Annotated in this window: 23 protein-coding genes, 2 tRNA genes and 1 other RNA gene; 15 read left to right on the forward strand and 11 right to left on the reverse strand. The window is 61.4% G+C overall.

The window, feature by feature from the left end; all coding sequences use genetic code 11:
* Positions 1-85 precede the first annotated feature (85 nt).
* Positions 86-427: a hypothetical protein gene (locus GY769_00465; GenBank protein ID MCP4200391.1), complete on the forward strand. Its 342-nt coding sequence runs from the start codon at positions 86-88 to the stop codon at positions 425-427.
* On the opposite strand, the gene GY769_00470 is transcribed toward GY769_00465, so the two are convergent.
* Genes GY769_00470 through rpmH form a run of 5 tightly spaced genes read right to left on the reverse strand, consistent with a single transcriptional unit; the run spans position 406 to position 3781 of the window.
* On the reverse strand, positions 406-1260 hold the full coding sequence (locus GY769_00470; GenBank protein MCP4200392.1) for a hypothetical protein: 855 nt from the start codon (positions 1258-1260) through the stop codon (positions 406-408). The two genes, GY769_00465 and GY769_00470, sit on opposite strands and share 22 nt — an antisense overlap.
* Before the next feature lie 17 nt (positions 1261-1277).
* On the reverse strand, positions 1278-3029 hold the full coding sequence (gene yidC, locus GY769_00475; protein MCP4200393.1) for a membrane protein insertase YidC: 1752 nt from the start codon (positions 3027-3029) through the stop codon (positions 1278-1280).
* Between the two features lie 20 nt (positions 3030-3049).
* Positions 3050-3397 carry a membrane protein insertion efficiency factor YidD gene (gene yidD, locus GY769_00480; protein MCP4200394.1) on the reverse strand — a complete coding sequence of 116 codons (348 nt, stop codon included), beginning with the start codon at positions 3395-3397 and terminating at the stop codon, positions 3050-3052.
* On the reverse strand, positions 3238-3603 hold the full coding sequence (gene rnpA, locus GY769_00485) for a ribonuclease P protein component (protein MCP4200395.1): 366 nt from the start codon (positions 3601-3603) through the stop codon (positions 3238-3240). Before rnpA ends, yidD begins: the two co-directional genes overlap by 160 nt.
* 43 nt (positions 3604-3646) lie before the next feature.
* Positions 3647-3781, reverse strand: a complete 135-nt coding sequence (rpmH, locus tag GY769_00490) for a 50S ribosomal protein L34 (GenBank protein MCP4200396.1) — start codon at positions 3779-3781, stop codon at positions 3647-3649.
* Between the two features lie 542 nt (positions 3782-4323).
* Between rpmH and GY769_00495 the strand changes: the two genes are divergently transcribed.
* On the forward strand, positions 4324-5313 hold the full coding sequence (locus tag GY769_00495; GenBank protein ID MCP4200397.1) for a GDP-L-fucose synthase: 990 nt from the start codon (positions 4324-4326) through the stop codon (positions 5311-5313).
* A 65-nt stretch (positions 5314-5378) separates the two neighbouring features.
* Positions 5379-6107 (forward strand): class I SAM-dependent methyltransferase, encoded by a 729-nt coding sequence (locus GY769_00500; protein MCP4200398.1) that lies wholly within the window; start codon positions 5379-5381, stop codon positions 6105-6107.
* On the opposite strand, the gene GY769_00505 is transcribed toward GY769_00500, so the two are convergent.
* Complete coding sequence (locus tag GY769_00505; GenBank protein MCP4200399.1) at positions 6088-6969, reverse strand: FkbM family methyltransferase; 882 nt, start codon at positions 6967-6969, stop codon at positions 6088-6090. The genes GY769_00500 and GY769_00505 overlap by 20 nt on opposite strands.
* Before the next feature lie 325 nt (positions 6970-7294).
* Here GY769_00505 and GY769_00510 point away from each other — a divergent pair, with 325 nt between their 5' ends.
* Together GY769_00510 and GY769_00515 are read left to right on the forward strand one after the other, a co-directional pair.
* Positions 7295-8638 (forward strand): glycosyltransferase family 2 protein, encoded by a 1344-nt coding sequence (locus GY769_00510; GenBank protein MCP4200400.1) that lies wholly within the window; start codon positions 7295-7297, stop codon positions 8636-8638.
* A gap of 24 nt (positions 8639-8662) precedes the next feature.
* On the forward strand, positions 8663-10744 hold the full coding sequence (locus GY769_00515; GenBank protein MCP4200401.1) for a hypothetical protein: 2082 nt from the start codon (positions 8663-8665) through the stop codon (positions 10742-10744).
* A 555-nt stretch (positions 10745-11299) separates the two neighbouring features.
* On the opposite strand, the gene GY769_00520 is transcribed toward GY769_00515, so the two are convergent.
* The 3 genes from GY769_00520 to GY769_00530 all read right to left on the reverse strand — a co-directional run bounded on the left by GY769_00520 (position 11300) and on the right by GY769_00530 (position 11945).
* Positions 11300-11389, reverse strand: a tRNA-Ser gene (locus tag GY769_00520).
* Positions 11390-11401: 12 nt separating this feature from the next.
* Positions 11402-11492, reverse strand: a tRNA-Ser gene (locus GY769_00525).
* Positions 11493-11513: 21 nt separating this feature from the next.
* Positions 11514-11945 (reverse strand): nucleoside deaminase, encoded by a 432-nt coding sequence (locus tag GY769_00530; protein ID MCP4200402.1) that lies wholly within the window; start codon positions 11943-11945, stop codon positions 11514-11516.
* Positions 11946-12134: 189 nt separating this feature from the next.
* Between GY769_00530 and ffs the strand changes: the two genes are divergently transcribed.
* The 4 genes from ffs to recR all read left to right on the forward strand — a co-directional run bounded on the left by ffs (position 12135) and on the right by recR (position 14851).
* Positions 12135-12232: signal recognition particle sRNA small type (gene ffs, locus GY769_00535), an RNA gene on the forward strand.
* Between the two features lie 31 nt (positions 12233-12263).
* Positions 12264-13928 carry a DNA polymerase III subunit gamma/tau gene (gene dnaX / locus GY769_00540; protein MCP4200403.1) on the forward strand — a complete coding sequence of 555 codons (1665 nt, stop codon included), beginning with the start codon at positions 12264-12266 and terminating at the stop codon, positions 13926-13928.
* A gap of 10 nt (positions 13929-13938) precedes the next feature.
* Positions 13939-14235: a YbaB/EbfC family nucleoid-associated protein gene (locus GY769_00545; GenBank protein MCP4200404.1), complete on the forward strand. Its 297-nt coding sequence runs from the start codon at positions 13939-13941 to the stop codon at positions 14233-14235.
* Positions 14156-14851, forward strand: a complete 696-nt coding sequence (recR, locus tag GY769_00550) for a recombination protein RecR (protein ID MCP4200405.1) — start codon at positions 14156-14158, stop codon at positions 14849-14851. The genes GY769_00545 and recR overlap by 80 nt, the downstream gene beginning before the upstream one ends.
* A 98-nt stretch (positions 14852-14949) precedes the next feature.
* On the opposite strand, the gene GY769_00555 is transcribed toward recR, so the two are convergent.
* On the reverse strand, positions 14950-15276 hold the full coding sequence (locus GY769_00555) for a DUF4157 domain-containing protein (GenBank protein MCP4200406.1): 327 nt from the start codon (positions 15274-15276) through the stop codon (positions 14950-14952).
* 69 nt (positions 15277-15345) lie between these two features.
* On the opposite strand from GY769_00555, the gene GY769_00560 reads away from it, so the two are divergent.
* Together GY769_00560 and GY769_00565 are read left to right on the forward strand one after the other, a co-directional pair.
* Positions 15346-15924, forward strand: coding sequence for an AAA family ATPase (locus GY769_00560; protein ID MCP4200407.1), 579 nt, complete (start codon positions 15346-15348; stop codon positions 15922-15924).
* Positions 15925-15967: 43 nt separating this feature from the next.
* A complete protein-coding gene (locus tag GY769_00565; GenBank protein MCP4200408.1) occupies positions 15968-16960 on the forward strand; it encodes a cyclic nucleotide-binding domain-containing protein in 993 nt (330 codons plus the stop codon).
* Here GY769_00565 and mutY read toward each other — a convergent pair.
* Positions 16957-18003, reverse strand: a complete 1047-nt coding sequence (mutY, locus tag GY769_00570; protein MCP4200409.1) for an A/G-specific adenine glycosylase — start codon at positions 18001-18003, stop codon at positions 16957-16959. The genes GY769_00565 and mutY overlap by 4 nt on opposite strands.
* 461 nt (positions 18004-18464) lie before the next feature.
* Between mutY and dnaA the strand changes: the two genes are divergently transcribed.
* The 4 genes from dnaA (at position 18465) to gyrB (ending at position 24874) form a co-directional block, all read left to right on the forward strand.
* Entirely contained in the window at positions 18465-19757 is a 1293-nt protein-coding gene (gene dnaA / locus GY769_00575; protein ID MCP4200410.1) for a chromosomal replication initiator protein DnaA, read from the forward strand.
* Between the two features lie 234 nt (positions 19758-19991).
* Positions 19992-21089 (forward strand): DNA polymerase III subunit beta, encoded by a 1098-nt coding sequence (dnaN, locus tag GY769_00580; protein ID MCP4200411.1) that lies wholly within the window; start codon positions 19992-19994, stop codon positions 21087-21089.
* 15 nt (positions 21090-21104) lie between these two features.
* Positions 21105-22181 (forward strand): DNA replication and repair protein RecF, encoded by a 1077-nt coding sequence (gene recF / locus GY769_00585; protein MCP4200412.1) that lies wholly within the window; start codon positions 21105-21107, stop codon positions 22179-22181.
* 284 nt (positions 22182-22465) lie between these two features.
* Positions 22466-24874, forward strand: coding sequence for a DNA topoisomerase (ATP-hydrolyzing) subunit B (gyrB, locus tag GY769_00590; protein ID MCP4200413.1), 2409 nt, complete (start codon positions 22466-22468; stop codon positions 24872-24874).
* Positions 24875-24925 lie beyond the last annotated feature (51 nt).

Consider the following 24925-nt stretch of genomic DNA (forward strand, 5'->3'; position numbering starts at 1 on the left):
CGCCCCCTTGACGACAGCCCATGTTTCACGGGAAACTTGACGGTGAAACAACTCGCTGCACCTTTGTTCCACGGGAAACCTGACGGTGAAACAGGATACATCGCAATTCGCAAAAGGCTTTCTGGTCGGAGTGCTCGTCGGGGAAGGACACTTCGGGGGAGACGGGCGCCAGCCTCAGGTCACTCTCAGGATGCACACCGACCACGAGGCGCTGTTTCGATGGATCGAGAGTACTTTCCCGGGTGGAAAGCTCTATGGCCCCTACCACCATGGCGGCCGCAGCTACTTCCAATGGATGGCCCGCGGCAGATTCCTGAAAGACGAGCTGCTCCCGATTCTCGAAGAGCACCTCGCCCCCGAACTCGATCGCAAGAGCTACGACCGCTTCGTGGCAATGAAAGAACGCTATCGATTGTCGCGGTCTTGACCCGGCGCTTGCCGGCGAATGGGCCGAACCGCAACTCGCTTGAACAGACCGGTGCCGTGACTCTCGGTCTCCACGGCCGGATCGTCGGCCAACGTCAAATGCACGATCCTGCGCTCGTCCGGCGACATCGGCTCGAGGCTCTGCATTCGGTGTTCCCTGCGGACTTTGGCGGCCGCATCCTGCGCCAGTACCCGCAATTGCTCGGCGCGAACCTCGTGAAAGTTGTCTGAATCGACCCGGCACGGAACCGAGGCTCCGGTCAAGCCTCGAATCATCCGCGGTAGCAGGTGCTGGAGCGCCAGCAGCAAGCGGCCGCGGTCCTCGAAGAGCTGGTCCTCGTGGGCACCGCTCAGCTCTACCTCGAGCCCGGCCTCGGTAGTTGCTATCTCCGCCGAAAGGTCCAAAGCGCCGAGCCGAAACAGCCGCCGCAGCGCCTCCTCGGCAGCCTCGGTCGCGTCCGCGGGGCTCAGGTCCAGCCAGGCGTTCTCGCCCTCCGGGTCCGAGCTCGGGGGAGAGGAATCGGAGCGACCCGCCGGCTGCGGGGTTTCCCCAGGCTCAGACCCACCCTCGCCGCCATCCGAGACGGCCTGCACGCTCTCCTCTGGCGCGCCCCTCTCCGGCTCCGGAGCCAGGCTGCCCACAGACGACGGGTCTTGACGTGGGCTTTCGGGATCGACGCCGATCACGACTCGGCGTCGGACTTTGAGAAAGCCGTGGCGGCGCTCGACCTGCTCATAGGCAACTTCCTCCGGGTCGAGCTGAAAATAGCGCGCTGCCTGAAGAACCGCTTGTTCGAGCGTATTGCCGGAAAAGAACTTCTTTGCGGGACTCATAACGGACTTTCCTTCCTCTACTTCTTGTCGCCCTTCGTCTTCGCCGCCCGGCTTTCCTTCAAGCGCTTGTAGCCGGCCTGCTGGGCGATGCCCAGGACGTTGTTTGTCAGCCAGTACAGCACCATTCCACTCGGAAAACCCAAGAATAGAAACGTGAAAAAGAACGGCATCAGCATGAAGATTCTTCTCTGCATCGGATCCGCCGCTGCAGGCGTCAGCCTCTGCTGCACGAACTGACTCGCGCCCATGATGATCGGCAGCGCATAGAAGGGGTCCGGTGCCGAAAGATCTTGAATCCACAGAATCCACGGCGCGTGGCGTAGTTCGACCGCGGCCGAGAGCAGGTTGTAGAAGGCAAACAGAACCGGGATCTGGAGCAACATGGGAAGGCAGCCCCCCGCAGGGTTCACACCTTCCTTCTTGTAGAGCCCCATGACCTCTTCATTCATCTTGCGCTGCATCTCGGTGTTGGGCCGCCCCTGCTTGTCCTTGAGCTTGCCGCGGTACTTGTTCTTGATCGCCTGGATCTTCGGGTTGACCTCTTGCATCTTCTGCATCGACACGAAGCTCTTGTGCGTCAGCGGAAACAGAATCAGGCGAATGAACACGGTCATCAGGATGATCGCCCAGCCCCAGTTACCGGTCACTTCGTGGTGGAGCCAGCGCAAACCGAAGAGAATGGGCTTCGCCAAGATCGCAAAGAAGCCGAGGTTGACGGCCTCCTGAAGACCGTTCGGCAACACCGCCAGGTGGTCATACTGCTTGGCACCGAGATAGGCCGAGCCTTCCAGGACTTCGGCTCCGGCGGCGATCAGCAGCTCGAGCTCGCGAACCACCCCGTCGTCGTCCTCGACCGGGGCCGCGGCCACCTCGAACACGGCTTCTTCGCCTTTGCCGGCGATCCGGCCCGAAACCGGCCGAACCAGCGCGTACTCGAAGGGCGCGCCGGTCACTACCCAGCCGGTCAGAAAGTAGGTGTCCTCGAGCCCTATCCACGAGACTCCGCTACCCGAGATTCGCTCGGCCTCCGCGGTCTTCCGGGCATCCAGCCGTTCGACCTCCTGGTCTCGCATGTAGATCGCGGCCCGCCGGGCAAAGCGGCTTTCGGTCTCTTCGAGCTCCGGATTTCGAACCCCGGGGCCGAGCAACAAGGACCAATCAGACCGGCCGGCCACCGAGAGGCGCACGCCCAGCATGCCGTCATCTCGCAACCAAAAACTCTTCTCGGCCCGGCCCGAAGCCCCCGAATACTCGAAGCGAATAGGATCTTCCTCGGTGCCTGCTCCCTCGGAAACAACGAACAGAGCGTCGTTGAGCGGATCGGAGGCTCCACGGAAATCTACGATGGCGAAAGGGTAGGGGGGCTCGGCGCGACGCTTGACCAGGTCGACACCGCCGCCGGACCCATTCGAGTGCTCCTTGGAGACGAACGAATGCAGCTGGGCACCGCGGTTGCTGAAAATCGCCCGAATGCGGTCGCTCTCGAGCACCACCTCGCGCTCGGCGGCGGCCACGATCTCTTCTTGGAGCTCTTCCCCGAGAGTCTCTTGCCGGCGGTCGGCGTCGGCACCCGCCGGCGGGCCGACGTCCCGGGGCTCGGCCGCAAAACCGGACGAGCCTCTCTCGGCGCCGCCGGTCGGACTCTCGATCGGCCTCGGCTCTGGGCTCGGCTCGCGGCTAGGTTGGGGCGCACTCGGGAATATCGTCTGCCAGAGAAGCAGCACTGCGACCGAAAGTAAAGCAGCCAGAAATAGGCGTTTGTTATCCAAGGCGCTCCTTTGCGTCCAACTTAAGGCAGATCAACCCCGCCGGGGTGAAAGGGATGGCAGCGCAGCAACCGGCCAAGCGCTCGCAAGCTCCCACCGACGAAGCCGTACTTGAGAATCGCCAATCGGGCATACTCCGAGCAGGAGGGTGAAAACCTGCAGGCCCTCGGCAACAGAGGAGACAGAAAGCGCTTATAGACCGCAACGAGAGCTAGGGCCGCCTTTGCCGCCACGCCTGGTTCGAGTTCTCGAGCACCCGCCGAAGCCCCCGGATCAGGTCCCGTTCCAGTTCGCCGAACGTGGCTCTCGCGGAGGACGGCTTGGCATGAACCACCAAGTCCAGTGGGGGAAGATCCCTGCGCTGAGGCCATCGCCTGTAGATCTCCCGGAATCTTCTCTTGAGTTTGACCCGAACGACTGCGCCACCGACCTTCCGACTTACGGTCATGCCGATACGCGCGCAATCGCGCTGATTGTCAACAAAGTGGAGCGTTAAGTGCGACCCGAAGTTTCGCCGGCCCTTTTGGTAGCAACGGCGGTAGTCCTCTCGGCGACAAAGCCGCTCTGCCCGACGCAACGACTCTCCGGGGCGAGACGGCTCTCGCCCGACCGGCATTTCGCTAGACGGCCAGACGTGCCCGGCCTTTGCGACGGCGCCGCGACAAGATCGCTCGCCCCTGGCGGGTTTGCATGCGCGATCGAAAGCCGTGCTTCTTCTTGCGGCGCCGATTCTTGGGCTGGTATGTACGTTTCACGGTTCTGTCCCGACTGTTCTCGTTGTTGTCGCCGGTGACCCCTGCTTGGTGAACGACCCCGGCGGGGTCGGGCCATCGACGGACGAACTTTAGAATTTAACCGAACAAGGCACACCAGGTCAAGACTCGCCGGCCAGCCCGAGGTGGAAGGTTTGGCGGAGAGGGAGAGATTACTCTCGTGCACGTGTCCGGCAAAGGGGCTAAAGCGGCAGCGGCCCCCGCGCGAGCTCGCCCCGTAAGAGGGGGTTGGTTCAGGAAGCGGCCTGCGCTGATTTCAAGGGGCCACCCCCCATGGCACACTCCTGGCACACTTGGACACAACAAATGACCGCTATCAGCAGGAGGCGGCAGCAAGGGCGAGGTGCCTAGTCCACTGATTCGGTTGCTGTTAGCTGTCATCGGGCAAGTCTCTCGCAGGTTCGAATCCCGCCCCCTTCGCCAAACAAGTATCAGCCTCGCACGATCCAGGACTACGTAAGAAGGACCCGCGAAGAAATCCAAGCGTGCCGGTGGTATGGTTCGACCGGTCGAGAGACAGTTCGATGCCGCCTGTGCTCAACCTGGATTCATCGATCTTCGTCGCGGGACATTGCGGGCTCGTCGGTTCGGCGATCCTCCGGCGGTTGCGCAAAGAGGGGTTCAGCCAGATTCTCACCGCGACTCGCGAGCAGCTGGACCTCCGCGATCAGTCGGCCGTCAACTACTGGTTCCAGGCTAACCGGCCGGAGTATGTCCTCCTGGTCGCCGGGACCGTCGGTGGCATCCTGGCCAACAGCACCCGGCCTGCCGAGTTCATCTACGACAACTTGATGATTCACGCGACCGTCGTGCATGCCGCGCACCTTTTCAAAGCGAAGAGGCTCCTCTACCTAGGCAGCTCGTGTATCTACCCTCGCGAAGCGCCACAGCCCATGAAGGAAGAGGATCTCCTGACCGGTCAACTCGAACCGACGAACGAGCCGTACGCGGTGGCGAAGATCGCGGGAATCAAGCTCTGTCAAGCCTACCGGAGGCAATACAATTGCGACTTCATCTCTGCGATGCCGACCAACCTCTACGGACCGAACGACAACTTCGACCTCGAGAGCTCCCACGTGCTGCCGGCCTTGATCCGACGCTTCCACGACGCCGCGGCCGAGGGAAGACGGGATGTCGTGGTCTGGGGTACCGGTTCAGTCCGGCGGGAGTTCCTTCACGTCGATGACCTGGCCGACGCCTGCCTCTTCCTGATGTGCCACTTCGACGAGGATCAGCACATCAACGTCGGCACTGGTGAGGATCTGACTATCCGTGAGCTTGCGGAGATAGTCCGCCAGGTGGTGGCGCCCGGTTTGGAGCTCACTTTCGATCCTGACAAGCCGGATGGCGCCCCGCGAAAGCTGCTCAATGTCTCACGCATCCACGACCTGGGCTGGCATCACACAATCGCGCTGCGGGAGGGGATCGAAAGCACCTACGCGTGGTTCATCGAGAACTCCGAGCGGGTAAGCGTGGCGCGTAGCAAGGCGCCCCCGGGCCTGGTCATTCAGTGAAGAGCGTGCTCGGGAAGCTAGGGTCCACAGTTCGAACATGGCTGAGCCATCCCCTGACGCGGGGGATGGAAATCGATCATCCCATCACGACCGAGCTGCGCCGGTCCATCCTCCTCGAGAACCGGTTTCTCCGCGCTATCTACGAGGACTGGTACGAGCTCCTGGCCGGCGTCCTCCCCAGTGGCTCCCAGCCGATGCTCGAGGTGGGAAGCGGCGCCAGCTTCTTCCGGGACCATGTTCCCGGATTGATATCCACGGATATCTGGCCCCTGAGGAATATCGACATCGTCACCGACGCCCAGCAGCTTCCACTGGGCGATCGAACGCTCCGCGCAATTGCGATGACCAACGTCCTCCATCACATCCCGAACGTACGGTCGTTCCTGTCAGAAGCGGCCCGATGCGTCGTGGAGGGCGGTGCTCTCGCCATGGTCGAGCCCTGGCTGACGAGCTGGTCTCGGTTTTTCTATACCCACCTCCACCATGAACCGTTCGAGCCGGCGGCGACGGACTGGACCTTTTCCCGAACCGGCCCCCTATCCGGCGCGAACGGCGCTTTACCCTGGATCGTCTTCGAGCGGGATCGTCCACGCTTCGAGCGCGAGTTTCCCATGTGGCGCATCGAGATCATCCGACCCATCATGCCTCTTCGCTACCTCATGAGCGGAGGAATGTCGTGGCGGCCGTTGATGCCGGCCTGGACATCTGGCCCATGGCGCGCTCTCGAACGAGTCTGGCCAATTCGTCGCGCCGCCATGTTCGCGCTCATCGTGCTCAGACGAGTCGCGTGTTGAGTTGGCCCGTCTTCTCGTGTCCGATCCGGGCGGTCCCATCTGCCCAGCCGGCCTCTCTGGGGTTCGCGAGAGCGTTGATACTCCCGCCTTCTGGGATCAGGCGCTCGAGCGTGCAAGGATCGTGGGGGAGCCGAGCGCCCCGCTCGTCGAACAGGTCGTACTCCTTGTCGAGCAGGAGAGACACGAGCGCAGCGAAATCCCTTCCCGGCTCGCGGTGTAGATAGGGGCAGAGTTCGATCAGGATGCGGGGTCGGTGCTCGGTCAGCGTCTTGCGGCCGCCGCTGAGGACATGGTATTCGTAGCCGTCGACGTCCACCTTCAGGAAGTCCGGTGGCCCCGCCCGCGCCGTGAGCTCGTCGAGAGTAAACGTAGCCGCGTCCTCCGCGCTCTCCAGTTCCCCCAGATGGACCGGGTGACGCCAGGTGTTCCGTTTGCTGGGGGAGGTCAGCGTCCAGCGGGCATAGAAATTGGCAGGCCTCTGAGTCGGGTCCTCGACTATTGCGGCGTTGAGTAGCTCGATCCTCCCCGTGAGATCAGGGTTGAGACCTGCGTTTCGGGTGAGCTTGGAGAAGGCCCAGTGTGTCGGCTCGACCGCCACGACCCGCCCCTCGTCTCCGACCAGCTTCGCAAGAGGGAGGGTGTGGGAACCGATATTCGCTCCGATGTCGAACACGGTCATTCCCGACCGAACCAACCGGGTGAATGCGTTCGAAGTGGCTCGCTCGAACCGCCCGAATATAAAGATCGCCAAGTCCACGCCCTCGGAGAGATCGAGCTCCCAGGTGACGCCTCGGCGACGACACAGGACTCGTCGGCTCCCGAGGCCGATCGGTCGCCGTATCGCTCGAATCGCCCCGGACATGAGTCGAGCGACCCAGATTTTCGTTCGGGAGGAGAGTAGCACTGAGCGCGGAACCAGTCAGCAGGGCCGCTATGGCCCGAGGCCATCAGGAGTCGGAGGCCCTGGGAGCACGATTCTTCATCCCAGCTCCTCCATCCCCCTACGTGTACGATGCAGCATCCTACACACTGTGTCCATCGGAGTACACTGCGCGCCCAATCTTCTCCAGAGCGATCGACCAGCCTCTGGGAGGAGCCGTAGGGGCTCCCCTCTGGTACAGTTCACACCTCCTTGCCAGCTGTGGCGCCTCGGCCTCCCTGCGCGCGAGGCGAAACTCTAACTCGCCATGAGCCCAGCGGAAAAGAGACGGTACCGCCATACCCGCTACTTCAACCGGGTGCTGGCCGCCGAGGTCTCCACCTCGACCCGCTACTACGACAGGGTCGTTCAGTGTGCGCCGGTCGTGTTCGACGAGGGCGACCTGCTCGCCCTCGTGGACAACGCAGACAAGTCGGCCGTCTCTACCATCGAGGAACTGCCGGATCTGAGCGGGGAGCGCCGCCGGAGGAGCGCGGTCCTGTTCAACGGCAATCTCAACTTCAGCCTCGATATCCAGGATCTGCTCTCCCGTGTGCGGCCCAAGATGTCGCGCACCTCTCGCATCATCGCCGTCGCCTACAACCCTTATCTGAAGTGGCTGTTCAGAACGCTCTCCGCCATGGGCCTGAGCCGCAGCGGGAACATGACGACCTTCGTCACCGAGAGCGCGATCTCCCAAATAGCCAGCCTCGCAGGGTTCGAAATAATACGCAGCCGACCTTGCTGCCACATGCCCTTCAAGCTGCTCGGGCTGGGCTCGTTGGTCAACAGGGTGCTACCGGCAATTCCAATCTTGCGGCGCCTGCTGGCGTTGGCCGAGGTCATAATGCTGCGCCCGGAGCTTGCCAGCGCGGACAAGCCCTCCATATCCATTGTCATTCCTGCCCGAAACGAAGCGGGCAGCATCAGACGCGCCATCGAAGAGACTCCTCAGATGCCTGGGGTCGACACCGAGATCATCTTCGTCGAAGGCCACTCCGCCGACGACACCTGGGAGGTGATCCGGGAGGCGGTCGGGGAAGGGCACGACACCTTCCGACTCTCCTGCTACCAACAGCCCGGCAAGGGCAAGGTAGACGCGGTCCGGCTCGGCTTCTCGAAAGCGAACAACGAGATCCTGACAATCCTCGACGCCGACCTGACCATGCCGCCTGAGATGCTCCCGCGGTTCTACGAAGCCTATACTGGAGGGCACGCTGACTTCGTTAATGGCAGCCGCCTGCTCTACCCGATGGAAGGAGAGGCCATGCGGTTCCTCAATCACCTCGGAAACCTGTTCTTCGCCAAGTCTCTCAGTGTGCTGCTGGGGATGCAGATCGGAGACTCGCTGTGCGGCACCAAGCTACTCGCCGCCCACGACTACGAGCGAGTCGGACGCTGGCACGACGACTTTGGCGACTTCGATCCGTTCGGAGACTTCGAGCTGCTCTTTTCCGCGGCCGAACTGGGTCTGGGCTGTGTGGACATTCCGGTTCGCTACAAGGCCCGCACCTACGGCTCCACCAACATCAGCCGCTTCCGTCACGGTCTGGTGCTGCTCAAGATGACCCTCCTCGGATTGTTCAGGATCCGAATGGGGAAGACGAGCTAGGCCAACACAGGTTGGGACATCTGAATGAGTGAGGGTAGGGAGCGGAGTTTCTGGCTGACGCTGTGGACGGTGTACTTGGTCACCGCCGGGGCATTCAGTGCGCTTGCTCCGATCGGTCACTGGCGGAATCGGATGTTCGGGTTCTTTCTCTGGTGGGATAACGATCCCGGAGGCTCGTACCTCTCGAGCGCACACGAGCTGTTTGCCTCGGAAGGGAGCCCTTTGTTTCCCGGCCATCCTGGCCTTACCTTACAGATGCTGCTGTACGGCGTCGAACAAGTTTTCTTTCTGATGAAAGCCGGCCGAGGCGAGGAGCTGACTGCGTTTGTGGCACGAAACCTCCACCAGTTCGGCCTCTTGGCACGAACGCTCATGACCCTGTTGCACCTCGTGTCCTTCTACGCGCTGTTCCGTTTCTCCCGGAGGCTCTTCGACTCGGCGCGCGCGGCTCGGCTTGCCGTAGTGGGCTATGCAACCAGTCTGCCCGTGCTCTATTTTCTCTCGCGTATTTCAGTCGAGCCTTTGATGGTGATCTTCTTTCTCGCAACATTCCTTGGCCTCTGGAATTATCGCGAGTGCCTCTCACGTGGTGCAGGTCTGCGGGCGATCGGCTTTGCCGCCGTTGCCGCCGCTCTGGCCGTGTCGGGCGTCGTCACCAAGTTCCATTTCCTGGCACCACTGCCGGTGTTTGGACTGTTGTACGTGATCACGATGGGTCCCACCAAGTCAGGGCTGTCCGTTGGCTCTGCGTGGAAGGTCCGTTCTTGGGCAGCCGGTACGTATGTTCTCGCGTCGAGCGCGACTCTGTTCTTCTACTCTTTGTTCTTGAATTGGAAGGAGTTTTTCGACCTCTGGAGGGTCGTCAATGAGGGAGGCCTAGTCCGCGTGATTCGTCGGCTCGAGGGGCTGAAACGGATCCTCACCGCGGACCACCTGCTTCCAGATGCGAGCGCCGGCGGGATTTTTCTTCTTTGCGAGTTCTCCTTCCTGGCGGTGGCTTTGGTGGGGCTTGTTCTCTTCTTCCGCTGCCGGGAGGCGGAGCGCGGCGCTGCGTTGTGGCCACTTGCGTTCTCCGTCTACACGCTCATGATCTTCGGGTACCGAAGCTCGGTGTTTGGGAATCTCAACGGATTCCACTACCTGTTCGTGCCAATGGCGGTCCTGGCGGTGTTCTTTGGGGTCGCGCTCGACGCGTTGGGGCGGGCCTTTCCCAAGCGGGCCCGCGGTCTGGCCACGCTGGCTGTTGTGCTCCTTATTCATCATGTGCCCATTTGGGCAGTGCTCGACTCTCGTGTCAAGGATGTAAGAGCTTACCGACCGCTGCGGCCGTTCCAGGAGGCTCTTGGGAGGATCCGCGCCGGGCAGCGAGTGGGAGTGCTCCATCGCCAGCGCCGATTTGCTGTCTGGGTAGTCCATGGTTTGGCTACTAGCGATTTCGCGGGTCGACGATCAGCAATGCTGGCGGAGGAGTTCGCCTCGTTGTTCGTTCCAATCGCGGTCAAGAACGAACAGCCAGACCAGCTCGCTCGGCGCGTGCGGGGAGCAGGGGTTGCCGTGGTCTTGGACCTCACTGAAGAGGGTTCCGAGGCAGAGGTGTACGACGCGCTGGCATGGGCAGACGCGAACGACCCCGGAGGAGAGCTACTCTTGAAGCTGCCCGGCCTGAACAAGAAGCGAGACCCCGAGCTGCGCCAGCGGGTCCTGACAGCCATTCTGGACGGAACCCTCAGGTCGAGGTCGCTGGGCGACGATCGGGTTCGCCTGGCTAGCGTGACCGAGGACCGCTGGACCGTCGGCGACCGACCGGCTGTGGTTGTCGTACAAAACTCCGGCAAAAGAGCTCTCCGAGTGAAACTCCGCATCGGCACGGGTGCCCAGTCGGCCGGGACCCAGGTGCCGGTATTCGTGGATGACGGTCAGGAAGTAGTCGAGCATCCCCTCGAGGGGGGCTCCGCGCCGCTTGTTCCGCTCTCGCTCGTGCCGGCCGGAGCTTCGCGGCTTTTCCTGGTTTGGAGGGAAATCCCGGGCACCTCGGCCGCTGGCCGCCCAGGTAGGCTGGGAATCCGCCTCAACGAGGCGCGACTCCGGCCACGCGACCGGGATTAGCTCGCGACGTAGGCCGGCAGCAATCAGCCATTGCGGCAGGAGTCACTCGCCTCTTACCTTTTAGCGCTCTTTCGGTTCCTGGCGCTGGGAAACACGCGCTCCCAGGCCTCTCTGTCGTAGCGATAAATGCAACGCAGGATTCCCTGAAATCTGCTCCAAGTCATGATGCCGCCTCTTCGTCTTGGGGAAGCTCCCTGGAGCGTTCGCCTACTTTCTGCTGCGGAAGAAGCCGGCTCTGGGGTGACGGCCTGCCTCACTGTACTTGCTCCGGCCGCTCTTGAGGATAGCCCTACCCCTTCGGGTTGCGCGTCCTCTGGCACCCCGGAGTTAGCCCGTCAAGGGATCTGTGAGACTCAGCCTTGTGGATCGTTGGAACGCCCGGCGCGCCATCACGGTCCCCGCGGCCGGGCCGCGCGTGATGTCGGGTGAGGGTAGGACGTCTCAGGTCGGCCATTGCTCTTCATCGCGCGTGTGGGCCGTTTCGCCGAGTCGACAGGGCAAGGTCAATGTACGACAGCTGAAACCATACGGTTTACAGGTCTCACGTTGAGAAAATGGCGGAGAGGGAGGGATTCGAACCCTCGGACCGCTTGCACGGTCAACGGTTTTCGAGACCGCCCCGTTCGACCACTCCGGCACCTCTCCTTTTGGAAAAACTGGCGGAGAGGGAGGGATTCGAACCCTCGGTACGGGGTTACCGCACACACGATTTCCAGTCGTGCACCTTCGGCCACTCGGTCACCTCTCCGTTGATCTTGCAAAGAACTCGCTAGCGACGAAGGTCTGAGAAGAACTCGCTCAGCAGCGAGCCACATTCCTCCGCCAGCACTCCCTCCCTCAACTCGAGCCTGTGATTGAGGCGCTGGTCTCGCACCAAGTCTCCCAGGCTGCCGCAGAAGCCGGCCTTCGGGTCCCGAGCACCGAACACTAATCCGGCGAAACGCCCGTTGACCAGGGCCCCGGCGCACATCGCGCACGGTTCGAGAGTTACAACCATTTCGCAGCCATCGAACCGCCAGCCGTCGATGTGCTCTCGGGCGTCCGAGATCGCTTCCAGCTCGGCATGAGCCAAGGGATCTCCCCTGGTCTCGCGTCGATTGAAGCCCTTACCCAGCAGTTTGCCCTCGCGCACCACCACGGCTCCGACCGGAACCTCCCCGAGAGCTCGAGCCTTTCGGGCGAGCGCCAAGGCCTCGCCCATCCATTGAATCTCTTGCTCCGCAGTCACCTCACATCACGTTTCCGGCACATCCGGCCCGGCTTCGATTCCTGGCACCTCACCGAGCACAGGGGCCGTAGTGTAACGAAACCGCGTCGGACCGGAAACCGGCAACGACTTTACTTCGCTCGGTGCTGTGCATAGCATGAGCGAAGCAGAAGGCGACGAAGGGTTCGGGCCCTGTGCAGCGGCTGGCGCCGAACCTCGTCAGGCCCGGAAGGGAGCAGCGATAAGGCGTCCGGCTGGGTGCCGCAGAATCACCGGAACCCTTCGTTGCCTTCTGCTCTTTTCTTTTTGGCTATGGCGTACCAGGTACTCGCACGGAAGTGGCGCCCGCAGGACTTCTCCGAAGTCGTCGGCCAGGCGGCGGTCGTCACCGCATTGCAGAACGCGGTGTCGAAGGAGCGCATCGCCCATGCCTATTTGTTCTCGGGTATCCGTGGAGTCGGCAAGACCAGCGTCGCGAGGATCCTGGCCAAGGGGCTCAACTGCGAGAACGGGCCTGCGGCCGAGCCCTGCAACGACTGCGACACCTGCCGGCAGATCACCGCGGGGTCCGATTTTGACGTCATCGAGGTCGATGCCGCGACCTACTCCAAGGTCGAACAGGTTCGCGAACTCACCGAGAGCCTCAAATACGGCCCGGCACATGGTCGCTTCAAGGTCGTCATTCTCGATGAGATTCATCGCCTGTCCCGTCAGGCGTTCGATGCGCTCCTGAAGATCGTCGAAGAGCCTCCCGACCATCTGGTCTTCATCTTCGCGACGACGGAGTCCGATGCCGTCCCCGCCACGATCCTGTCACGCTGCCAGGAGTTCCGCTTTCGGCGGGTACCGCTCGACCAGCTCGCCGAGTACCTCGAGACGATTGCCAAACGAGAGAAGATCTCCGTCGGCACCTCGGCGCTGCGAATCATCGCGCAGGCCGGCGACGGATCGGTTCGGGACGCCATCGCGCTGCTCGACCAGCTTGCCACTTTCGGCTCCGGCTCGATCGACGACGGCGACGCGGTGCGGCTGTTGGGCGGCCTCGACCAGGAAGTCTTTCGCCAGGTCCTGACCGCGATCGGCCACGGCGATTGCAAGCAGGTCGCACAGATCACCGCCAGAATCGAAGAGGAGGGTTGGGATCCTCGGTTCGTCTTCGGAGAGTTTCTCTCCTACTGCCGAATGGCGCTTCATCTTTGTCTCGGAGCGGACCCGGAACGACTCGAAACCACCCGGGAAGAGGCCCAGGCGTTGACCGTCGTAGCCAAGAACATCGGCTACGAGCAGGTTCTCCGTGTACTCAACCTCTTGCTCCAGAGTGAGGAGGCGATTCGGCGAAGCGAGAGCGCCGCGCTCGCGCTCGAGATCGCCTGGTTACGGGCCACCGAGCTGCCCAAACTCGTGGCCATCGAGACTCTACTGGCCGGAAACGAAGCCGCCCCGCAAGCGCCGCCGAAGGCCGAGACGACCGTCGAGCGCCGCGCGGCCCGGGCGCCGGCGGCGGCCGAAAGGGAAACCGCTACTTCGACGCCGGGACCACCGTCGCAAGCTACGACCGGTGTCCGTGCCGACACCGGCTCGGACCAGAACGCCGGCGATGGCCAGCCCGCGGATCCCCACGCTCGGTTCCTTGCGGCCGTCGGACGCAACCGGCAGGCGCTAGCGGCGCACCTGTCGGGCGCAAACTCACTGACCTTCGCGGCGGGAGTGCTCGAGATCTCGGTCCCCAGCGGAGACACCTGGCTGCGCGACCGGCTCGACCGGGCCGCCAATCGCAAAGTGCTCGAGGAAGCTCTCGCCGCCACCTGGGGCGAGGACGCCAGTTGGAAGATCATCGAAGAAGATCTGCCGGGAAGCGAGCAACGACCGGCTAAAACGAAAGCGACCGAAAAAGCACTTAAAGACCCACGAGTCCAGACCGTGCTCGAGATCTTCGGCGGGTCGGTCGAATCCGTCGAGCCCCTCAACGAAACCTAGCGGAGAGTCCATGAAGATCCAGAAGCTAATGAAACAGGCCCAGGAAATGCAGGCCCGCCTCGAACAGGACCTCGCCAATCTGGTCATCGAATCCAGCGCGGGCGGCGGCATGGTCTCGGTCAAAATGAACGGCAAGAAGCAGCTACTCTCCGTGCAGATCGACCCGGAAGTGCTCTCACCCGACGAGTCCGACATGGTTGCCGACTTGGTGCTGGCCGCCGTCAACGATGCCGCCCGCCAGGTGGACGAGGCCGTGCAGAGCAGCATGGGAAGTCTCGGCGCCGGCTTGGGCGGCCTGCTGGGCTGATCGCCGGACCGACTCCGAAGCCGAAACCTTGTCTTCAGATCCGTTTTCTCGCCTGGTCTCTGAGCTCGCGCGGTTGCCGGGCATCGGGCCCAAAACGGCAGCCCGGCTGGCCCAGCACATTGCCAAGTCGGACCGGGCCGGAGCCGAAGCCCTCGCCGGCGCGATTGTCGAGGTCAAGGACAAGCTTCGCCCCTGCTCGACCTGTTATTCGTTGACCGAGGAAGATCCCTGCTCGATCTGCTCCGATCCCGAGCGCGACTCCTCTCAGATCTGCGTCGTCGAGCAACCTTTCAACATTCAACCACTCGAGAAGACCGGCGAGTATCGCGGCCTCTATCACGTGCTGATGGGTGTGCTGTCTCCGCAGCACGGCGTCGGACCGGATCAGCTTCGGGTCGCCGATCTGCTCGATCGTCTGGAGGGAGTCAGCGAGATCATTCTGGCGACCAATCCCGACGTCGAGGGCGAGGCCACGGCTCTCTATCTCGGCCGTCTGTTGAAAGATCGCGGCATCGGCGTCTCCCGTCTCGCCTTCGGGATGCCCGTCGGCGGTGATATCGAGTACACCGACGAGGTGACTCTCGCGCGCTCGCTGATCGGCCGGCGCAGCTTCTGATCGAGGTGACGAAGGCCCCCCGATCAGCCCGGTCCGCCTCGCAGCAGCCCGCCACCGTCCAAGAGTCGCCGAGCCACGACCTCGCCGCTTCGCGCCTCTCACTCGAGGGAGATCGCCAGGTACGCCTGGCGGTGGGCAAGACCGCGAATCCGTCCCGCGAAGTACTCGCCGACGTAGATCAGAAGAAACCGAAAGAATCCCAACTCCTTGTACTGGCGGACATGGACCAGCTCGTGCGCGAGCAATACCAGGCCCGCTTCGCTCCTTCGATCGAGCTCGAGCCAGCCGTTCGCCGAGAACAACACCGCGTTTCCCAAGGTCACGGCGGCAGCGCCACAGATTCCAGCCACCGAACGCGCAGCCGGGCCGTTGAGCAGCATCATGCCGTCGCCCGGCATCCGCAGCAGCGCCGCCATCAGGCTCATCCAGTCAGCAATCTCGTTTCCCGCCGGCTGTGAGCTTTTCGAGGTCGTGGGGCGCATACAATCGCAACCATGAAACAAGCGTGTCAGCCTTTCAAGTTGGCCTTCATCGGTAGCCACGGCGTCGGTAAGACGACGCTCTGCTACGGGCTCGCGGCACAGCTCAAAGCCAGTGACGTCTCTTTGGAAGTCGTGCACGAAGTCGCCCGGCGCTGCCCCCTACCGATCAACGAGACAACCAGCGTCGAGGCTCAGTCCTGGATACTTCACACCCAGATAGCCGAGGAGTTGTCTGCGGTCTCGAGATATCCAGCGGTCATCTGCGACCGGAGTATTCTGGACAACTACGTCTATCTGCTGCTGGCCGCGGGACCGCAGGAAACGCTAGAGCCACTGGTGTGCAGCTGGATGACGTCCTACCAACTTCTCGTGCACGTGCCCGTGCTCGACACGCCGGCGGCGGATGGGGTGAGGGCCACCGATCCTTCATTTCAGCTCGCCGTCGACCAACGTCTCCAGCAAGAGCTCGCTCGTCGAGAGTTGGATCACCTCCGACTCGACGGCAATGATCGAAGCTCCTGGTTGTCGCATGTCGAGGCTGCGGTGCTTGAACAGATGACGGGGCTCGAAGGCATTCCCGCACGCCGGTAGCAGCTTTCAAAGCCAGCTCACGCCGTTCTACAATGGATGCACCTTGAAGAATCCGGAACGCCTTCACCTCCTGGATCCCTTCTCGCATTTCGGCGCGCGGGAACTGACCCTGCTGAGCGAAGCCGTTTCAGAAGAGGGCTTCACCGCCGGAGCACAGGTGTTCAAGGAAGATGATCCTGCCGGCGATCTCTATCTCCTCGAGAAGGGCGAGATTCGGGTACGGAAGATGACGCCTTTCGGCGAATACGAGCTCTTCCGACCCTTGACTGGGGACCTCTTCGGTGAAGACTCCTTTCTCACGGGTATTCCCAGAGATGGCGACGCGGACGTGATCATCGACTCCGAGCTCCTGGTCATGAATGCGCAGGCCCTGGCGTCCGCCTCCGACCAGGACTCGCGTTTCGAGCTGGCCCTCCACTGGGCACTCTGGCGAGGCCTCTCGAAGAAACTACGGCTCGCCAACGATCGGTTGACCAGCATCTTCTCGGGCGATTCCGAGCTACCCGAGTTGCCCCCCAGAACCGAGCAGTCCCTCGGTGCCGAAACCCATCTCGACATGGCTCACAAGGTCGGGCTTTTTCGCGAGCAGCGCCTTTCGGCGATGGAGATCAACTTTCTGGCCTCGTTGTCTCGCGAGGAGGTTTTCCCGCCGGGCAAGACCATCTTCAAAGAGGGCGAACCCGGTGAGAAAATGTACATCGTCGCCGACGGTACCGTGATGATCAGCAAGTTGATCGCCGGCGTCGGGGAAGAGGCCCTCGCGTTCCTTGAGCGCGGTGACTATTTTGGAGAGATGGCCTTGATCGATCGGCGTCCGCGCTCCGCCGACGCCCGTGCTCATCCAGACAAAGGCGTGACGGTTCTGGCGCTGCCGCGCGCGGTCGTAGAGGGACTTCTCAACATCGAGAAGGTCTCGTCGGTTCGTCTACTCAAGATCCTGACCTCGCTCGCGGGCAAACGCACCCGAGCGATCCAGAACAAGCTAGTCGGCCTCTTCCTTCTGGCCGGCGGTGACATCGAGGCGGCTCCGCCCTAGTCCGCGGCCGCCAGGATGGCCTTGCGGACCAGAGAGGAGTGCGGAAGCTCGTCGAGCTCTGTCAGGTTCGCCCAGCGGGCTTCGCGCCCTTCGGCCACCGAGCTCGCGCACTCGAGTCCACCTTCGCTCACGGTAACCACGAGGTTGCGGCGGGTAATCGTGTGGCGAATCGAGGCGATGCGTGCGCCCACGCGCCAGGCGCCGCCATAGCGCTCGGCGAGTTCCTCGGACGGATCAGGATCATCGCTCTCGACCCAGGGAAGCTCCCAGGTACCCGGCAGAATGGCGGTTCTCGAGTCCCGCCGAAACAAGAGAAATCGATCTCTGCGTCGCACCATCACGGCCAGAAGCCGGCGTTCCTCTTTTTGAATGGCCCGAGATCGATTGGGATAGTCCTCGACTCTTCCCCGGCGCCTCGCCGTGCACGACCGGTTTATCGGACAACGATGGCAGCGTGGATTCCCGGGAAGGCAAATGGTCGCACCCAACTCCATCAAAGCCTGGTTGCTGTCTCCGGGTCGATCGGCGTCGATCCAGGGCTCCGCAGCCTGAGTCAGGAATCGCCTTCCGGCCGCGCTCTTCGGTCTGCCGTCGTAGGCCTCGAGCCTGGCCAGCACTCGCTCGACATTGCCGTCGAGCGCTACCACTCGCTCACCATGGACGATGCTTGCCACTGCAGCGGCGGTGTAGGGGCCGACACCCGGAAGCTGTTGCCAAGCTTCTGCCGACTGCGGGAATCCTCCGTTCCGAACCACATCTCGAGCCGCCTTGACGAGCATTCGAGCGCGACGGTAGTAGCCGAGTCCGGACCACAAAGCCTGAACCTCGTCATCCTCGGCCCGAGCGAGGGCCTCGACCGTCGGCAACGCGCTCAAGAACCTCTCGTAGTAGGGAATCGCGGTCTCGACCCGGGTCTGCTGGAGCATTACCTCTGAGACCCAAACCCGATAGGCGTCTCTGTCTTGCCGCCAGGGGAGAGGTCTCTTGACCTGCTCGTACCAGGCAAGCAAAGAAGAAAGCGAGCCGCTCGGGGTCTTCGCCATGAGCGGGTCAATATGGCATACCCGAGGCATCTGTGCCCCGGGAGCCGTGGGCGTCGGATCAGGCGGGCGCTGGATTCGCAGTCAAAGGGGTTACCGGGGGAGGTTCTGATGAGGTGGGTTTTTGTGGTTCTACCCCTGTGGAATAAGGGGAATTTGGCAGGTCTTTTGAGAATGGGTGAAAGACTAGCTTTCGATTGTAGGTAGGATTGATGTTGTGGGTGAACCTCCCCAATAACCGTCAAAAACTACTGTCATTTATCCCCAGCAGTATTCGTGCCAACTTGGGCGTACTGGCCCAAATACGCCTCAACAAACGGCTTTCCGGTCCCTCTTGGCGCCCAAGAAAACTGTGCTAATATCCCTCCTGCTCCGTTAAGGTAGGACCCTCGAGCGGCGCCTCAGTCACGCAGGTTTTCCACAATTCTTCCACAGTCTGTGGAAAACTTTGCGGTGGAGAATTAATGTCCAATTCCCTCTGGCTTCGTCTCCGAAACCACCTCCAAAACGAACTCGACCCCGAGGAATTTTCCACCTGGTTCCAGCCCCTTCGGTTGGGGCGCGAAGAAAGCGGTCGCGTCGTGCTGCTCGCGCCCAATCAGACATTCCTGCATACGCTCGAAGCAAGTTACCGGCCCGCGGTGGACCGAGCAATCGCCGGACTTGAGGACGAAACTTGTGAAGTCCTTTTCTCGGTCGAGGACAAGGCATCCTCAGTCAAGGCGCGAGCCCGCTCGCATTCGGAATCGCGCTTCAATCCTCGCTATGTCTTCGAGACTTTCGTTGTCGGCAATTCCAACCAATTCGCCCACGCCGCGGCAAGAGCCGTCACCGAATCGCCCTTTCGAAGCTACAACCCGCTCTTTCTCTACGGAGGCGTCGGGCTCGGCAAGACCCATCTCCTGAACGCTATTGGTCACCGCCTCCAGGAACAGCACCCGGAGCTCCAGGTCATGTACCTGGCCGCGGAGCAGTTCGTAAACGATCTCATCAGCTCGCTCAGATTCAACCGCATGCCGTCGTTTCGTGAGCGCTACCGCAACATCGATATTCTGCTTGTCGACGACATTCAGTTTCTGGCCAACAAAGAACGCACGCAGGAAGAGTTCTTCCATACCTTCAACACTCTCTACACCGGCCAGAAGCAAATCATCCTCTCCTCGGATGCGCCACCACGCAATATCCCCGACCTCGAGGAGCGACTCCGGAGCCGATTCGAATGGGGCCTCATCGCCGACATTCAACCCCCTGATCTCGAAACCAAGATAGCCATCCTGCGCAAGAAGGCCGACACCCAGAAGCTGCACCTTCCGGACGAGGTGGCTCACTTCATAGCTCACCAGGTCCGTTCCAACATCCGCGAGTTGGAAGGCCTGCTCAATCGCGTGCTCGCCTTTGCGTCGCTCACCGGGCGGCCCCTTTCTCTCGAGGTGGCCAAGGAAACCCTGAAAGACATCCTTCCGGAAGATCCACGAGTTAACGCCAGTGACATCATCAAGACCGTAGCCCACCACTATGGGCTCAAGGTCGGTGAGATCAAGAGCCGCAAGAACTCGCAGCAAATCGTGTTTCCGCGCCAGGTTGCTATGTACTTGTGCAAGCAAATCACGGATCTCTCCTATCCGGAGATCGGGAAGCACTTCAACAACAAACACCACTCGACGGTCATGTACTCGGTGGAGAAGATAGATCGCTTGCGCTCCGAGGATCGCGAGCTCGGCCGTACCCTCGATCACCTGGCCCGCAAGTTTTCCTAGGACCACTCCTCCAACAGCCACCTAGATGCTGAGGAAAACCTGCGGACCTTCCGCTGGCGGATTGATTTTGCGCAGATTCTCACAAGTTTTCGACAGGCCTTTCCGGAACCGCTTCCGCGCGCTGACCTGAGCGGCTTGAACAACTTGGAAGCTTTTTCCGTTTTTCGAGGGCCGCTTACTACTACTACTGTGTTATTTTTTCTCTTCCCTATCTAGTAGAAGAGGTAGAAAGAAATGGAAGTTCGAGTCAAACGATCCAGCTTGCTGAGCGAACTGATTCCAATGCAAGGAATCGTCGAGCGCCGAACGACCATTCCGGTCCTTTCGCACATCCTCCTGCGTGCGGCGGATGATCGACTTCACTTTGCCTCGACCGACCTGGACGTGTCGCTGACCTCGTCTTGCGAGGCTGAACTTTCGAGCACGGGCTCGATTGCGGTACAGGCGAGGAAGTTCCTGGAGATCATCCGGGCGGTTGGTGCCGAGGACGTGAATCTGAAGCTCGAAGACGAGAAGCGTCTCAGCATCGACGCCGGTCATTCCCACTTCAAGATCAACGGGTTGGCGGCCGAGGATTTTCCAACTCTGCCGGAGGTTGCGGACGATCAGGAGTTGACCATTCCCTTCGAGCTTCTGAAGAAAGCGATCGGTCGCATTATCTTTGCCGTTTCGACCGAGGAATCTCGATTTCAGCTCAACGGTGCGTTGCTGAAGTTGAATGACGATGGGGTCGAGTTGGTAGCGACCGACGGTCACCGGCTGGCGCTGATCGAGAATGATCTGCCGGGTTCGAGCGTCGCCGAAGGGGTTCTGGTTCCGCGCAAGGCTCTACATGAGCTCCAGCGTTTCGAAGAAGCCGGCGATCTGTCCTTCCGTAGGAGCGAGCACCACCTGTCGTTTCGACTGGGTAGCCGGGAATTGATCTGCCGAATCCTGGAAGGCACATTCCCGGACTACAACCGAGTGATCTCGAAGGAGAACGACAAGCAGGCGGTCTTTGACAAGAAAGCCCTGTCGCAGGCCGTACAGAGGGTGGCGCTGCTGACCGGGGACCGGGCGCGGGCGGTTCGACTCGAACTCGCCAGCGGCAACCTGGTGATCACCGCGGCCAATCCGGATCTGGGCGAGGCGATGGAGGAGTTGGCCTGTGACTACGAGGGCGAGGAGCTCAAGATCGGGATGAATCCGGACTACCTGGTTCACTTTCTTGCGGCGTTGGACACCGACAAGGTCAGGCTCGATCTCAAGGATGAGAACACCCAGTGCATTGGCTATCCGGTCGACGGCGAGGACAAGCGATACCTCTGCGTCATCATGCCGATGCGCATCTGAGCAGTAGTCGTCTCCCTGCTGAAAAGCATCTCAATTCAAGACTTTCGCTGCTTTGCGGGAGCGAGCTGGGCTCCGGGAAGCGGTCGCCACATTCTCGTTGGCGACAACGGTGCCGGCAAGACGTCGGTCCTCGAGGCGATCTACTTTCTCGCCACCACTCGGAGCTTTCGCAGCAGCCGGCTCGCCGACTGCGTGCGTTGGCAGCACGATGGTTTCTGGGTCAGCGGACGTCTGGAAGGGGATCGGGGAACCGAGTTGGTGGCCTCCTGGAAGCCCGGCGGAGGCCAGCGTTTGGTCAACGGCAAGAGCGCCCCACTGAGCGACTATTTGGCGGTTTTGCCGGCCTTCTCATGGTCCACGCGGGACAATCCGCTGCTCGATGGGGAGCCGGAGGCGCGCCGGCGGCTGTTGGATCAGGGAATCGTCTCCAAGAAGCCGCTCGAAGTGGAGGTGCTATCGCGCTATCGGCGCGTCCTCGTGGCCAAGAGGCGGCTCCTGGCGGATGGCGGCGGCACGAGCTCGGGCGACACTCTCGAGTCCTGGAATAGGCTTCTTGCCGAGTTTGGGAATGAGCTGATTAGGCTTCGGTACACTTACCTGAGTGAGCTCCAGGCTGCGCTCGCGGAAACGCTGATCGAGAGCGGGATCGAGCTTCAGCCCGTCGAGTTACGCTACCGGCCCAACCCCGAGTCGGGGGCCGAATCGGTCGAGGGTTTTCTGAGGGCTCTGGAACTCGAGCGCAAGAGTGAGTTGAGACGCAGGAGAAGCCTGGTGGGGCCACACCGGGACCGCCTCGAGATCCGCTGGGGTATGTCGGATATCGGCCGTTCGGCGTCGGCCGGAGAGCGCAAGCTCTTCGGGCTGGTGCTGACCGCGGCCAGACGGCGGGCTCTACGGGCCGGTGGCCGGGAGCCGATCATCTTGCTGGATGACCTGGACGCGACCCTCGACGGCCCCCATCTGGAGGCTGCTTGGCGACTCTTCGACAACGTGCCGCAGGTGGTCGCTTCGTCGGCGGATCCGGCGACAGGTCGCCGATTCAATGGGGTCAGTAGCTGGTGTCTGAAGGACGGCCGAATCGAGCCGCTGTAGAGATTTTGGACTTTTCGGAAAATCGCTGAGAATCGTAGTATAAGTCATTGAAATAAAAGGGCTTATTGCTTTGTATTTGCCCGCTTCGATGGTATAGTTCACGGAGGGCAAAGGTCGTCCGAACAGACCCCGTCCGAGGGTCACCGGCTGTCCGATCCCGGCGGGTTTTCCAACGAAAAAGCGACGCGGGATTGGGCTTCCAAGGGGTGTGCAATATCTCCTTGGGAGCGGTCGGGGGGTTGGGTGTGGCCTTTCCCGAGGAGGCTTGGACTTTGGCAACGGCAATCACTTCGGGCTATACCGCAGACAGCATCAAGGTTCTCAAGGGACTGGAGGCCGTTCGCAAACGGCCGGGCATGTACATCGGAGACACCGATGACGGATCGGGTCTCCACCATCTGGTTTTCGAGCTCGTCGACAACGCCATCGACGAGGCCCAGGCCGGCTACTGCTCGAAGATCATGGTCACGATCCATACCGACAACACCGTCACGGTCGAGGATGACGGGCGCGGGATTCCGGTCGATATGCACAAGGCGGAAGGCCGTTCGGCCGCCGAAGTCATCATGACCGAGCTTCACTCCGGCGGTAAGTTCGACAACAACTCCTACAAAGTCTCCGGCGGTCTTCACGGCGTTGGCGTCTCGGTCGTCAACGCTCTTTCGGAGCGGCTGGAGCTCGAGATCAAGCGTGACGACAAAGTCTGGTTTCAGACCTATCAGCGTGGGCTCCCCGACGAGGGCATCCAGCCGATCGGCAAAACCAAGAAGACCGGCACCAAGGTGACCTTCACTCCGGATCACGAAATCTTCACCAGCACCGACTTCCACTACGAAACGCTTGCCCAGCGTCTCCGCGAGCTGGCGTTCCTGAATCGTGGGGCTCACATCGAGCTTCTCGATGAGCGCAGCGACAAGAAAGCCGCGTTCAATTATGCCGGCGGCATTCAGAGCTTTGTCGAACACCTGAATCGAAACAAGACGTCGCTGCACAAGAAGCCGATCCACCTCGAAGACAACCGTGATGACGAGGCCGACGGTGAACGGGTGGAGGTGGCCATGCAGTGGAACGACGGCTACCAGGAGCAGATCTTTTCGTTCACCAACACGATCAACAATCGCGACGGTGGCACCCACTTGTCCGGGTTCAAGGCCGCACTGACGAGAACCGTCAACGTCTACGCCAAAGCGGCCGGACTGCTCAAGAACGGCAAGGACAACCTGAGTGGAGACGACATTCGCGAAGGGCTGACGGCCGTGGTCTCGATCAAGATCAAAGACCCGAAGTTCTCGAGTCAGACCAAGGACAAGCTCGTGTCTTCCGAGGTCAAGGGCTGGGTGGAGCAGGTGGTCAACGAAAGCCTCGGGAACTTTCTCGAGGAGAATCCCAAGGTAGCGAAGAGGGTCATTTCCAAGTGCCTGGAGGCGGCTCGAGCGCGGGAGGCCGCGCGTAAGGCTCGCGAGCTCACGCGTCGCAAGGGAGCTCTGGGGTCCTCGAGCCTGCCCGGCAAGCTCGCCGATTGCAGTGAACGCAATCCGGAGTTCTCGGAGCTCTTTTTGGTCGAGGGAGAGTCGGCGGGCGGCACCGCAAAACAAGGGCGAGATCGCACTTTTCAGGCCGTACTGCCGCTCAAGGGCAAGATCCTGAATGTCGAAAAGGCGCGATTCGACAAGATGCTCTCTTCGGAGGAGATCAAGACGCTGATCTCGGCGTTGGGCACCGGCATCGGCAAAGACGATTTCGACGTCGCCAAGCTCAGGTACCACAAGCTGATCATCATGTGCGATGCCGATGTCGACGGCAGTCACATCCGAACGCTGATTCTGACTTTCTTCTACCGGCAGATGCCCGAGATCATCGAGCGAGGTCACCTCTATATCGCTCAACCGCCGCTGTACAAGGTCGCTGAGGGGCGCAAGGAGAAATACCTCAAGGACGACGAGGAGTACCAGGAGTTCCTGGTGCAGAGAATCCAGGACAGCTGGGAGTTGGATATCCGCTCGAACGGCAACAAGAAAGAACATAAGGGTGCGCGCCTGGCCACGTTTCTTACCAAGACCGACCAGTTTCTGCGCGATCTCGATCGGCTTTCGGCCAGGGGATATCCCAAGGACGCCCTGCGAACCGCGCTTCTACATGGCCTCACCAACCGCGAGGCGCTGGCGGACCGAAAACGGGTCCAGATGGTCGCTCAGATCATCGAGGCTTCGGGTTTTCACGCCGTGGATGTGGAGGAGGACGAAGAGCACGGAACCTCGGTGATTTCCTTCGTCAGCCGGCGGGATGGCGTCGAACGGAGGGTCCGTTTCGATTGGGAGCTGATTTCGGCCGCGGAGTATCGCTCGATGCACCGCAACAAGGTCGGAATGGCCGCGATCGAGGCGGACGAGTTCATACTGCGCCAAGGAGATGAAGAGACCCAGTACTTGACCCTCGAGGAAACGCTCGAAGCAATCCTGGACGGTGCCAAGAAGGGGCTTTCAGTTCAGCGCTACAAGGGCTTGGGCGAGATGAACGCCGAGCAACTCTGGGTGACGACGATGAATCCTGAAAAGCGCCGCCTGCTCAAGGTCTCCGTTGAGGACGAGGTTGGCGCCGATGAGATCTTTACCGTTCTCATGGGTGACCAGGTGCAACCGCGCCGTGAGTTCATCATCTCGAACGCACTCAACGTGGTGAATCTCGACATCTAGGTGGTCGGCCTAGCGGACAAAAGGTAAGCGAGGAATGAGCGAGCAAGATCG

It is taken from the genome of bacterium, from assembly GCA_024224155.1.
Classification (GTDB): domain Bacteria; phylum Acidobacteriota; class Thermoanaerobaculia; order Multivoradales; family JAHEKO01; genus CALZIK01.